At 40.9% G+C, this 13274-nt stretch carries 11 protein-coding genes; 7 read left to right on the top strand and 4 right to left on the bottom strand.

Annotated features, from left to right (window positions below; all coding sequences use genetic code 11):
• Window positions 1-56 precede the first annotated feature (56 nt).
• From HWQ58_RS33085 to HWQ58_RS33065, 5 genes are all read left to right on the top strand, one after another.
• Window positions 57-482, top strand: a complete 426-nt coding sequence (locus HWQ58_RS33085) for a beta/gamma crystallin-related protein (RefSeq protein WP_292872277.1) — start codon at window positions 57-59, stop codon at window positions 480-482.
• Window positions 483-620: 138 nt separating this feature from the next.
• Entirely contained in the window at window positions 621-2813 is a 2193-nt protein-coding gene (locus tag HWQ58_RS33080) for a peptidase domain-containing ABC transporter (protein ID WP_292872275.1), read from the top strand.
• A gap of 38 nt (window positions 2814-2851) precedes the next feature.
• Window positions 2852-4354 carry an HlyD family efflux transporter periplasmic adaptor subunit gene (locus HWQ58_RS33075; protein ID WP_292872273.1) on the top strand — a complete coding sequence of 501 codons (1503 nt, stop codon included), beginning with the start codon at window positions 2852-2854 and terminating at the stop codon, window positions 4352-4354.
• A gap of 23 nt (window positions 4355-4377) precedes the next feature.
• Window positions 4378-5670 (top strand): hypothetical protein, encoded by a 1293-nt coding sequence (locus HWQ58_RS33070; RefSeq protein WP_292872271.1) that lies wholly within the window; start codon window positions 4378-4380, stop codon window positions 5668-5670.
• Between the two features lie 123 nt (window positions 5671-5793).
• Window positions 5794-7041: an HlyD family efflux transporter periplasmic adaptor subunit gene (locus HWQ58_RS33065; RefSeq protein WP_292872269.1), complete on the top strand. Its 1248-nt coding sequence runs from the start codon at window positions 5794-5796 to the stop codon at window positions 7039-7041.
• 66 nt (window positions 7042-7107) lie between these two features.
• On the opposite strand, the gene HWQ58_RS33060 is transcribed toward HWQ58_RS33065, so the two are convergent.
• The 4 genes from HWQ58_RS33060 to HWQ58_RS33045 all read right to left on the bottom strand — a co-directional run bounded on the left by HWQ58_RS33060 (window position 7108) and on the right by HWQ58_RS33045 (window position 11358).
• Entirely contained in the window at window positions 7108-7242 is a 135-nt protein-coding gene (locus HWQ58_RS33060) for a hypothetical protein (protein ID WP_292872268.1), read from the bottom strand.
• Between the two features lie 16 nt (window positions 7243-7258).
• Complete coding sequence (locus HWQ58_RS33055) at window positions 7259-8365, bottom strand: CHAT domain-containing protein (protein WP_292872266.1); 1107 nt, start codon at window positions 8363-8365, stop codon at window positions 7259-7261.
• Between the two features lie 571 nt (window positions 8366-8936).
• Window positions 8937-10142 (bottom strand): DUF1822 family protein, encoded by a 1206-nt coding sequence (locus HWQ58_RS33050; protein ID WP_292872265.1) that lies wholly within the window; start codon window positions 10140-10142, stop codon window positions 8937-8939.
• 25 nt (window positions 10143-10167) lie between these two features.
• Window positions 10168-11358 carry a sigma-70 family RNA polymerase sigma factor gene (locus HWQ58_RS33045; protein WP_292872263.1) on the bottom strand — a complete coding sequence of 397 codons (1191 nt, stop codon included), beginning with the start codon at window positions 11356-11358 and terminating at the stop codon, window positions 10168-10170.
• 515 nt (window positions 11359-11873) lie between these two features.
• On the opposite strand from HWQ58_RS33045, the gene HWQ58_RS33040 reads away from it, so the two are divergent.
• Entirely contained in the window at window positions 11874-12026 is a 153-nt protein-coding gene (locus tag HWQ58_RS33040) for a hypothetical protein (RefSeq protein ID WP_292872261.1), read from the top strand.
• A gap of 220 nt (window positions 12027-12246) precedes the next feature.
• The gene (locus tag HWQ58_RS33035) at window positions 12247-13122 is read left to right on the top strand and encodes a phosphodiester glycosidase family protein (RefSeq protein WP_292872259.1); all 876 of its coding nucleotides are present in this window, start codon (window positions 12247-12249) and stop codon (window positions 13120-13122) included.
• Window positions 13123-13274: the final 152 nt, after the last annotated feature.

Raw genomic sequence — 13274 nt, 5'->3', positions numbered from 1 at the left:
AGCAAACAAGCGATTACCTTCAGTTCAAAGACAATCTGAAACTCAGGAGAAAAACAATGTCTAACATTAATAACCACGGAGTAGATATGAATAACAACACATTAGCCCAATTAAACTTGAGCGCTGTGAAGGAAATAAACGATGAGGTGGCTGCTAACTGTAGTGGTGGTGTAGGCTATCTTTACAGTTCCGATCCAGATGTAATTTTATATAAAGACCCAGACGGCCAGGGACTGTCCCTAAACGTGAATGCAGCAACTGGTGATGGTGTTCCCAACATCGGGTTTGCAGACGGGCAAGGAGGCGGGTTTGAAACCACATTCAACGATACAGTCTCATCTATAAGAATCCTCCGAGGTTCATGGCAGTTCTTTGACAATGCTGGTTATTCGGGCGACACCACTGGTCGTCTGGAACCAGGAGTGCTTTATAATCTTGGGTTTAATGACGACAAAATCACTTCCGCCTTCCGTGCAGTGTAGATTTTACTTCCCTCTAACCTTAAGAGTGATTTTTGTCTAGAGGGCAAAGCTGCCTCAGAATATAGATTTCTGAGGCAGTTGAATATCTGTATTGATCTATGTTGCCTCTACGGCATCAAAAACTTCAGTAATTTAACTATGAAATACTACAGCGTACTGCAACACAGTGAAGAAGACTGTGGTGCAGCAAGCCTAGCCACAGTTGCCAAACACTACGGACGCACCTTTACCCTCAACCGCGTGCGAGAAGCAGTGGGCACAGGTTCGCGGGGAACCACGCTACTAGGTTTGAGACGGGGAGCAGAAACTCTGGGATTCCATGCTCGTCAAGTCCAAGCCACCGCAGAACTACTAGAAAAATTAAATGAAGTTCCCTTGCCTGCGATCATTCACTGGAAAGGCTACCACTGGGTAGTATTGTACGGGCTAAAGGGTAAAAAATGTATAATCTCTGACCCCGCAGTTGGTATCCGTTATCTCAGCTTAAAAGAGTTAATGGTGGGTTGGAGTGACGGTGTGATGCTGCTGCTGATGCCTGACGACAGCCGCTTCTATGAGCAACCAGAAGATCAAATTGGCGGTTTTGGGCGCTTTATTGCTCGGATATTGCCCTATCGTAACCTTCTGATTCAGGCGATCGCCATCAACTTTGCGATCGGGCTGTTGTCTCTCGCTTCCCCTTTAATGATGCAACTCCTCACCGATGACGTGCTAGTACGAGGAGATACCCAACTGCTAACAACAGTAGCAATTGGTGTCATTGCTATGAACCTAATTCAAAATGCCATTGGTTTGGTACAATCTCACCTAATTGGTCATTTTGGTCAACGGTTGCAATACGGGCTAATTCTAGAATACGGGCGAAAACTGTTGCGCTTACCCTTATCCTATTTTGAAGCCCGTCGCAGTGGGGAAGTCGTTAGCCGGATTGCTGATGTTCATACCATCAATAATCTCGTTTCTCAAATTGTCCTTGGTTTACCCAGTCAATTTTTTGTGGCTCTGGTTTCCTTGGGTTTCATGCTTTTCTATAGTTGGGAACTTACTCTAGCTTCCGTCGCCGCTTTTATCATTGTCACAGGAGTCAACCTACTTTTTCTTCCCGCCTTGCGCCAGAAAACCCGCAGCCTCATCGTTAAAGGTACAGAAAATCAAGGCTTTTTAGTCGAAACCTTTCGCGGGGTTCAAGTCCTCAAAACCACCCAAGCAACTCCTCAAGCTTGGCAAGAGTATCAGACAAATTTTGGTCGCATTGCAAACTTAGGCTGGACTACGATGAAGTTGGGGCTTTACAGCAGCACAGTCACGAGTATTCTTTCCAAATTGACGAGTATTGGCATACTCTGGTTAGGTTCTAGCTTGGTGATTAATCAGACATTATCCATTGGTCAACTGCTGGCGTACAGTGGTATGAGTGGCAGCTTTCTTGGGTTTTTAGCGTCAGTAGTCGGGCTAATCGATCAATTTATCACTGCTCAAATTGTCGTTCAACGCTTGACAGAAGTAATAGATGCTACCCCAGAAGATGAAAATGACTTTAAAAAACCTTGGGCAGAAATTCCTGGCAATGCAGATATTATTTGTTCTCAAATTAACTTCCACCATGCTGGTAGAACTGACCTGTTAGAAAACTTTTCTTTAACTATCCCTGGTGGTCAAGTAATAGCCTTAATCGGTCAATCAGGCTGTGGTAAAAGTTCCCTTGGCAAATTAATTACTGGTTTATATGAAGTCCAATTTGTTAACATTCGTTATGGCTTATATAACCAGCAAGACTTATCTTTAGAATGTTTGCGGCAGCAAGTCGTATTAGTTCCCCAAGAACCTCATTTCTGGAGCCGTTCGATTGTAGAAAATTTTCACTTTAGTTATCCCAACATTAATTTTGAGCAGATAGTCAAAGCTTGCCAAATTGCGGGTGCAGATGAATTTATTAGTAAATTACCCGATAAGTATCAAACTGTTTTAGGCGAATTTGGTGCAAATCTTTCTGGTGGACAAAGGCAAAGATTAGCTATAGCTAGAGCAATTGTTACTGACCCACCTATATTAATTTTAGATGAATCCACAGGCGCTCTTGACCCAGTAAGTGAAACCCAAGTTTTGGATAAATTACTTGCTCACCGTCAAGGCAAAACTACAATTATGATCAGCCACCGTCCTCAAGTTATCAAACGGGCTGATTGGATTGTGTTGCTTGCAGATGGGCGCTTAAAAATTCAAGGAACTCCTGAAGAATTATGTCATATTCCTGGAGAGCATTTAAGCTTTATTGATAATATTTATTCCTCTAAAAATGGATTTAAATCTTCTTTAATTTTGCGGAATTAAGTAATGGTTATTGGGTATTTTATATCTACTCGGAACTTATGATTAGTAAGTCTCAAACAAATTTTTTACCCTTAGTTCAAGACAAAGAGTTTCTCCCACCAATTAGTCGTTGGACTACATTTGGTGGACTATTTATCGTGTTTGCCTTGTCGTTAGCTGTTCCTGTGGCTGCGGTTGTTAAATATAAAGTTACGGTCATTGGGCAAGCTGTTGTCCGTCCTGCGGGTGAATTGCCAATTGTACAGGCGGCGACAGAAGGACAGGTAATGCAGATTTACGTCAAAGAAAATCAAACGCTGCAAAAAGGAGATATAATTGCCACTATTGATGACTCTCGATTGCAAACCAAAAAAAACCAGCTGCAAACCAATATTCAACAAGCTAGGTTACAACTAATTCAAACCGTTGCCCAAATTAATGCAATTGATAGTCAAATTCGAGCCGAAAGCGATCGCACCAATCGGACTATCGCCGCTGCTAAAGCTGAATTGCAGGGACGCGATCGCGATCATCAAGACAAAAAAATTACCAGTATCACTGAACTTCAAGAAGCAGAAGCCAATGTCAAAATGGCTCAAGAAGAATTATATGCAGGACAAGCACAGTTACAATCAGCACTAGCTAATCTCCACGCAACTGAGGCGGCTTTAGGAGCAGCGACATCAAAGCAGAGCCGATATGACAGTGCCGCCAAACAAGGGGCATTATCCCGCGATCAACTTGAAGAAGTACAGTTGGCTGTGAAACAACAGGAACAAGCTGTACAGGCGCTAAAAGCAACTTATAAGGCCCAAGAAAAAACAAATGAACGCCTAAAACAAGCTGTTAACGGGGCTATTGCTAAACGCGATCGCACTCAAGTAGCCCTCAACCCAAGCAATGCAGATGTAGCAATTGCAACTGAACGCATTGCTCAAGAAAAAGCCTCTGGGGAAGTAAATAAAGCATCCTTAGAAAGAGAACTTCAAGCACTTCTCAAACAGAAAATTGAAACTGAAAAACAATTAGAGCGCGATACTAGCGAATTCAAGCAAGTTAAAATTGACCTGAAGCAAACTACTATTACCGCTACAGCAGACGGGATTATTTCCAAGCTCAATTTGAGAAACCCTGGTCAAACTCTCCGGGCTGGGGAGGAAGTTGTGCAAATTGTTCCTAGTCATGCACCTTTAGTTATCAAAGCAGCTGTCGGTTCTGAGGAAAAAGGTAAGATAAAAGTCGGTCAAAAGGTGCAAATGCGAGTTAGTGCTTGTGCTTATCCTGATTACGGCACTCTCAAAGGCGTTGTCAAAGCGATTTCCCCTGATGCTGTTAGTTCGCAAAAAAACGATGCAGATACTGATACGAACTCTATCCCAAAAGCAACTGCTGTAGGTGCTTTTTACGAAGTCACAATCGAACCAGAGAAACTTGCTTTAGGTCGCAGTACAAAGAAATGTCAAATTCAATTGGGTATGAATGGCAGAGTTGATATTATTACCCGCGAAGAAACTGTACTGCAATTTGTGCTTCGCAAGGCAAGGTTAATCACAGATTTGTGACATTGACATCAGGAGACAGATTTATGTTCATGCAAAACTTTAATATGCATGTTTTTTGGTGGATTTTGGTTTCCCTAATCAATATTTTACTTTTAGTTATTTTTTACGAAACAATATATTTGACAGACATTTCAACGGCAATTTTTAGCGTCAGCAATATACTAGTAGCTGTTTTAGTCCGTAATGAACTGATTTTGCATTTATTGTATCGTTTGGCAGTATGGACTTCGGTAAAGATTGTTTATGGCAAATACTATCTTAATAGTGGCGTTCATTACATCGGTGGCGTTCACGCCTCATGTGCTACTTGGGGTTTTCTCTGGCTAATTGTTGATGTATTGCAGCAGTTGGGAAACCCAAGCGATCCTCTATCAATGGCTACATCCAGCGATCCTATATCAATCGTTACATCCAGTATACTGTTAACACTTTTATTTATTATTATCTTCACCGCTATTCCCCCATTCCGCCATAAGTTCCATGACACGTTTGAAATCAGCCATCGCTATCTGGGATGGTCTTGTTTGGGTATTCTCGTCTTACATCAAATTAGATTTCAATTTATTATCGCTCTCAACCAAGCTTATCCTCTAGAAAGTTTATTAACTAATCCAGTTTTACTCGCGATCGCGCTGATGATTTTCAGCATATTTTTGCCTTGGATCAGCGTGCAGTGTTTTGATAATTTTAGGATGGATTGTCCATCTGTTGGGGTTTTAGTTGTGACTCTTCCAGGAAGGGCTGATGTCGGGACATTTGCTCGAATTAGTCTAGATGGTATTGAATGGCATTCTTTTTCTGTTGCAGGAACGAGTTTCAGCAAACAAACAGACTCTTCAGAAATTCATTTAATAATTGGTGCAGTAGGCGATTGGACTAAAAATTTGATTCGGCAAGTTGAAAAAGGAAATTTGCCCAAACGACTATGGGTTCGTCGAGTCAAGCCTCCTGGTTTTATGTTCTCAATTAACGCTTATTCACGAGTAGTTGTAATCGCAACTGGAGCAGGAATTGCACCAGTTATACCTCATGTGATAGAAAATAGTCACAAACTTTGTATTGTGTGGATCGCTAACGAACACGAACAAACTTACGGCAAAAAACTTTGGTCATTACTTGACTCTCATCCTCATTGCAATATTTTCGATACAGGAATGCATGGTAGACCAAATGTAGAGCAGCTAGCTCTTGGCGCCGTTCGAGATTTTCGGGCGCAAGCTGTGTTTTGTGTATCCAACAAAGCGGTTACTGAAAAGGTGGTCAAGACTTGTTTGGGAAAAGGTATTCCAGCTTATGGAGCTACCTGGGACTCATGAGGCTGCCGTATGCTTTACTTGTTACTTAAGTAATGAAATTACGTCCTGTACTTGTTTGGATGCTGGTTTCCTAAATACCCTAAATTGCTTTTGATACAGAAAATCTTTTCTGCTATTTGTTTCATGAAATTGATTAAAACAGCTTCCGGGAAAATTATCCTTTCGATTCTAATCCTTAGCTGTCTAGCTATTATTGGAGTTAGGCTAAGACGCAACTTTTCTCAAATTCGTAGTGTCCAAGCTTTTGTGAACGGTGAAATCATTTTTGTGCGGGCATCTATCCCAGGCGAACTACAGTTGAAAACTCAGAAAATTCAGTTGAGTAAACAACTTGAGAAAGGTACAGAAATCGGCATAATTAAATCTACTGTCGAAAATCCACGAGTGTCAGTCCTCACAGTTGATAAGCAGCAATTGAAAACTAGCCTACAGGATGTTCAACAACAACTCTCTGGGGTAAAACAGCAAATTCAAAATCGAACTGAACTGATGAACCTGTTTAAACAGCAAACAGGTACGCAGAAAATGCTTCAATTTAACTATGCCCGTCAACAGATAAAACAATATGAAGGGGAAATTGCTCGTGCTAGGGCCAAAGAAAAAGTAGCGCTTGCCGACGCTCAACGCTTTGCTAGTTTAGCTAAGGAAGGAGCAGAGACCATTTCCAGAGCTGAAAACCAAATTGCAGAAGCACAGCAAGCATCTGTTTTAGTAAAGGAAGCTCAATCAAGAATTGAGCTAGCCAAACTAAACTTAGAAGCAACGAAAGCCGGACTTCAGCTAGAAGGAACTCGCACCTTAAGCTATCCTGAAACTCGCGTTCTCGAACTTGATGTAGAGTTAATAGACCTAAAGCAACAAGAAAGAAACCTCTCTAAACAAATCCAGAGTATTCAGTCACAGCTATCCATTACCAGTAAAGAATTGCTCTTTCAACAAAACGTCTTGGTTCTAGCACCAACAACAGGCGTAATCTGGTCAATTGATTCCCAGTCCCAGGAAATAGTCGAAGCTAATAAATCGATTATTCAGTTACTCAACTGTCACAATCTTTGGATAGAGGCATTCATAAATGAGACTGATGCTAATAAACTGGTCGTTGGACAAGAAGCTCAAATCAACCTTAATAACTCAAGTAATGTTCAATGGAAAGGACGAGTAGAGACAATCAGAGCAGGTACAGGTCGTGTTGAAGTTGGGCAATATGTTGTAGAACCACCGCCAGAAATTGCCCGCCGTCAACTATCAGTACGGGTAGCGGCAGTGCGAATCAAAGTTGATTGGCAGAAAACCCCTATATTTAACGATTTTTGTCTGGCAGGGAGGAGTGTAAATGTTCGCTTTATCGAGTCAAAGTCCTCCCCTTTTTAGCAATTTATGCCTTTAATTTTTACTAGTTTGACATTAGTCAACTAATGATTGTGGAGTAGCGGAAAATTACCGATGACTTTGAATAAATATAACTAAAACACCACTTACAACTACGCCAAAGGCAGAAGGAATAAATGGCAACCATAACCCTTGTTTTAAAAGAGCGATCGCACAAATTCCATATAATATGACAACCGTCACAAAGATAGCGTATCTCTTATATGAGAGCGATCGCACCCACCAAATAATCAGACTCCCAACTACAGACCAACCGCATATCCAGAGAATATCGCCCCAGTAAGGCAAAACCCAAAGAAAGTCCTTGAAGTCTTTCTCGTGCTTCTCGCACAGCCAAGTAAAATGGTTTGCTATCTGCAAAGGCAGTAAGAAAGTTTTTTAAAAATTCCTGTGCTATTAAATCTGGCACTCCTTCCCGCATTACAATCATTTGGGGAATGTTTAAATCCGCTAAATTTCGTCCTAAACTAATTCCGTCACAAGAGTTGAAAATTGCCAGTTTTAAACCGCGTCTAATTGCTGTCTTCAGTGCATGTTTCAATTGCGAAATTGCTAAACTTTCTGTTTGATTGATGCAAATTTCCCCAATCTCTCCGTCAGCAAGACTAGTGCTATGTCCGGCAAAAAATAGAATATCCCAATCCTGATTCCATAGATATTCGTCAAGTATTTGCCGTGTTGGTTCTATCAGAAAGGTGGTTTTGGCATCTGTTAAACCTTGTAACAAAGAGGCGTCTTTATCAATATCAATACCAACTCTATTGCCTAGAACTGCCAAAATTTTGACTTTACCTGTAGGAGATTTTTGTAATAGCTGAGGAGATTCATACTCATGATTGCTCAAAGCTAATTCCGCTTTCGGGTAATCTTCAAAAAAATGCCATAGATGCCAAGGCAAACGGTGCAATAGAACTATATTTGTTTCAATAATGACTCTAATTTCATCATCCTGACTGAGTAGAGTCCGCAACTGCCGCTCAATATTCTGAAATGAGTCAAATTTTAACCAAGCATTGATATTTGTTTGTAGCTGTTGACACACTTCATCGAAGTCATTGACAGAAATATTGGTTATGTCTTGTGAATGTACTTTTATCCGTTGATTGTTACTACCCAGGCGTTGATGAACTGCTGCGTAGAGTAACTGCCATCTGCGATAGAGTTCGCTTAGTTCTGGAGCTGGCGGTAGACTCCCTGTTAATTTCACAGGTACAAATTGGTTATGAGACCAAAGTTGAGCCGTGACAACAGGAAATCCTTGATTTAAATCTCCTCCCAAGAAGCTGAAGACAACTAGCTTACTCATAAGTTAAGTGGACTTTGCCATTCGTGATTAACTAATGACTAATCAACAGGGAGCATTCTACTTATGCAAAAATACCAAAGGAAAGTGTAGTATAAGGACTATACAAGACAAATTTGGGCTAAACCGGTGACCCTCGAAGAAAAATAACGTTTACAAGCCGCCACGAAAGAGATCGCATCAATCTTGTATAAAAATACATCACCAGAGGCATTAAAAACTTTTGAAGGGATCGAAAAAACAGTGCGTAGTTTACCGCCGTAGGCATCGCTTTTTGCTTAACCCTCTTCTGTCACTCTGGGAAAAGAAAAATAAGAGCCAAATTTTGAACTGTAGATAGAACGCGCATTTGAGCGTTTATTTTTTAACAGAATTTTTTAACAGAATGATTGAAATCAATATTTTTGGTAAAAGTCTTATGTTGTAAGCTTTTCAGATTATTCTCTTCCGAAAGTGATAAAAGAGGGTTAAGCATTTCAGCCCTCAAATCGCCTTTTTTTATGGAACAAACTACGGGTACAAGCAAAGGACGGACTACTTAATATCTCAATTTGACACTGTTGGCTCCTAATAACTAAATTATGAAATTTTCTGTTATTTGATAATTATTCAGATCGATCTGGATGCTGAAACATTCTCCTACTTCCCCATCAAAGAGTTTCAATTGCACGTAGATGTCTTGAATTCTTGCTTGTACTTGTTGAAGTATTTCTCCTCGATCTGAAAGCAAAACTAGCTTGATAGTAGCAGGTAGATAAGGTTGATTACAAGCTGGATGTAGCTGCACGCGAATCCTAACTTGTTGGTTAGCCTTTGGTATTAAGGCAACTAATAAAACAACTTTTTGAGCTTCTATTTCCATTCCCAAGTCAATCAGCTTGGCGCGTTTGATAGCGGTAGTATTTAACCCAGAAGAAGTGCGGAAATTAAAAGCTAGACTACTAGAGTTTGGCTCAAAAAAAGTCTCTAGAGCTTGCCAAGAAGCATCGTAAATCTGCTCCAGCCAACGACTGAGACTCACTTGTACTTGTGAAAATTGCGTCGGCGCAGCCCGTCGTAAATATCGCAGCCTTTCTTGGTACAAACGCTGCCGCGACTGCTCATTTTCTAGTAGCACTCCCCAGGTTGTAAATGGCACTGCAAGTCTCGGAAATGTTACAGAGGAATTACTTAACCGATGCACAATATTTTCTGCTTGAACATTCGATAATTCTGGTAGTGGAGCGATCTCCGCTTTCATCTCCTCTGTTCCACAAAATTGGTAGGTGATCCAAAAAGCATTCAGGTCTTTAATTAAGTGCCTTGCATCTATACAATAAGTCCTATCTACTTGGTCATAGTCTGCTAGTGATTTAAGTTCTTGATGGGTTATATAGCCCCAAATTCTTACCCACTCGCCATCTGGTGTGACTTGCACTGCTAAATAAAAGTCTGCTGCCCAAGTGGGAATGTCTACCCATTCTTGAGGAACTTCTAACTCGCTATCATCAATTGCCTCGCTGGGAATTAAAACGACTCGCTTTTCCTTTAACAAAATTGTTGTACCATTGACAAATTCCCAAAAAGCAGGAATACCAGGGGAACTGTACCAGATACTTGCTTCTGGAACATATTCAGCTTTTACCCAATTCAGAAACCCATGAAGGCAAATTTGATTCATGTAAGCACGCCAGCGACTGCTAGGTGTGGCATACATTTGGCTTTCTTGCCAAGAACTTGTCTGTAATGATGGTGATATTTCTAACAATAGTTCCTGCGGTTCCGTAAAAGCAGAAGTCATTTTTACTACCTTATCTTTCATAACATCAGCGAGATTCCCCATACTTAACTTTCAACCATTCTTCCAAAGCACTACTCATATCATTAACTAGGTTGGAAGTCACAGAAATATTAAGCGTGTCTTGACTCCATTGAATCAATGCTTTCAGCATTAATTCTCTAGTTTTGAGCAGTCGGCGAGAAACAGTAGACTGACTCATTTGTAGGCGTTCTACAATCTGTGGCTGAGTCAACCCCTGTTGGTAGTAAAGTTTAAGTATTTCCTGGGATTTTGCCTCAAAAGTTTGTAAAGTTTTTAGCAAAACAACTTCAATCTGAGATTGTTGATTTTGTTGGTTTTGGGCATCCTCTTGGGTTATCATCTGAGCGATTAATGAGTCAGAGAATGGATCTGGCAAATCAAAAGTTGTTGTGGAGTCATCTTTTGATATCGCTGCATTTAGAGAACTAACAGGTGGATACAGATAACCACGCACGTACATAGCTATCTGGGTTAACCACTGTTCCATTTTCTCTCTCGTGCATTGTGGAGTAGGTTGAGTTAACTGATTTTGGCGTTCACAGTTGTAGAGGTTGACAATAGCTTCCCAAAGTTGGGGTTCTGGTTCTGGTAGTGACTTTGTGCCACCTGGTTGGTTTTGAACATACAGTTCTTTGAAACAAGTCCAGGCGAGTCGATATTGGGCAATTAGAATCGGTGATAATCCAGCTTGAGCAAGAGCTTCTAATAACTGCTTTTTGCTTACTTTGCGTAACAATGCCCAATTTGTGCAAATATCAGCTTCTTTGCGTTGGCGTAAAATGTCTTTTAGCCGACTGGGAACTGCTATAGTAGCATAGGCTTTTAAGCTAGAGCATTTTTCTAGATTAAAATTTTTGAGAATTGTTTCAATTTCAGCATTCGCCATTTGAAAATAATCTGCTAGGCTATGTTGACTATTTGTAAATTTGGCAATTGTTTTTTTAGCAGCCCAATAATTTGGTTCCTGTAAATAAGCAGATAAATGCATTCTAGCAAGGCTATTAGATTTCTCTCGCCAGCATTTGTGCCAATGTAACGCCCAAAAATTTTCTGAGTTAGGGACGGATGGTGAAGACTCCAAGGAATTTTGAATATTTCGATGCAGTTTGATGTCAATCAACCATTTGCTGAATCTGTCTCCTTCCAACTCAACGAAGGTTGAGAACATCTCGATAATTTTTTGACGAGGACGCATAAGCAGTTAAAAATTTCAATTGATCCGAACTTAAGCAACTATCAAAGCCGCAGACACTTCTGTGGACAATTGCAGGATACTGGTTTGATAATTTGCAATTCAATAGTGCACATATTTTATTCCTTGATATTTTTTGAAGATAACTCTACTCATATTCTGTTGAATCTAGATAATTCAGTTATTTTAAAGTTAAATTGGCGTAAAAAGCGATTTTAGGCGTTGCATAAATGCGGCATAAAGCAAGTAAACACTGGTTGAGAAGGTTTAGCAAGATATTGTCTCTTAACTTTTTGAAAATTACCTTGCAAATTTCCGTGTGTCGGAAATGTTTATCGATTAGCGGTTGTACGCCCATACGCTCTATTTGAGTTAGAAGTATAGGTATATCATCAACTCCTTCGTTTGTAATTATGGGTTCAGTAGACATAGTTGCGAACATATACCTAATCAAGTCTTTTTGGGAATATGCCCTTCGGCATACTTTTGACTATTTACTTTTCCTAACTCCCTAAAAAATGGGCGAGCCGGGAGTAATTAAAGTTACAGCAGATTGCAACTTGGTGAAGCAGCGCGGTCAACTCCTGCGGGGAGACGCTTTAGCGCATAGCGCCGGCGGCAAGCGAGTCATCAAGCGTCTGGGGGTTTCCCCCATGAGCGACTGCTGTTAGCGCAGCGTTAGCGTTAGCGAAGCGGTAGCGAGTACTCGAGCGTCCGCAGGAGCGTCACCCGCAGGGTGAGGTACAGATAATCGTAGGGAACATGGCTGTGCCCGTACCCATGTACTTCATTTACCTGAAATACGCTGTAATTGCTTATTATTCAGCTTAAAGTATTTTAATTAAATCAACTAAATCAACTTTTTTGATCTAACTGCAAGTGAGTTTAAAAGTGAGAAAAATCAAACTACTGGCTTTGATATTAATTAGTTTGGCAATGGTGTTGTGGTTTAATTTGCGTTTTTCAACACCGTCAATACCCACTATTGCGGCTTCACCACCAAAAACTATCCGCTACTTCGATCGCACTTTGCCCCAAAGCATCGCTCACATCGTGCTGATTCCAGTTAATAGCAAATTTTTGGTTACTCCTGCACTATCACAAAAGGTAGCCACTGTAGAGGAATTTGCCCAAAAGCATCAAGCCGTGGCTGTTTTGAATGCAGGCTTTTTTGATCCAGCCAACCAAAAAACTACATCTTATGTTGTCCGACAAGGAAAGTTGATAGCCGATCCCAAGGAAAACGAGCGGCTGGTGAACAATCCCAACTTAAAATCTTATTTGGGTCAAATATTCAATCGTACAGAATTCCGTCGCTACTTATGCGGGCAAACTATCCGCTATTCTATTGCCTTACACAGTCAGTCACCACCAGCAGGTTGTCAGTTAGTTGATGCTATAGGTGCTGGCCCACGCCTATTACCAGAACTCACCTTAGAAAAAGAGGGCTTTGTGGACAATGCCAATAAACGAGATGCGCTTGGTAGCAATCAACCTAATGCCAGAACTGCTGTAGGTATCACCCGTGATGGCAGCGTTATTTTAGTTATGGTGGCTCAAAAACCCTTGGCTCCCGCGAATGGAATATCTTTGCCAGCATTAGCTGATTTGATGAAAACTCTTGGTGCCGAGCGAGCGATGAATCTGGATGGGGGAAGTTCGTCTTCGCTTTATTACAATGGGAAAACCTTTTACGGGAAGGTTGATTTGGAGGGAAATTTTATCAAGCGTCCTGTGAAGTCGGTTTTGCTGGTTCAGGAAAAGTAGGGGTTGTGGGAATTGATAAGATACAGCCAAGCGTGAGGCAATTGCCATATAGGACTCATATTTGATTTTTGAAAAAACTCAGTACACCTTTATTCCTTCTTAAGAGTCCCCAGTCCCCAGTCCCTAATCTCTATGAGTAATTCAGGAATCAA

It is taken from the genome of Nostoc sp. LPT (assembly GCF_017115165.1).
GTDB lineage: Bacteria > Cyanobacteriota > Cyanobacteriia > Cyanobacteriales > Nostocaceae > Nostoc.
This window is presented reverse-complemented; position numbering and strand designations above follow the sequence as displayed.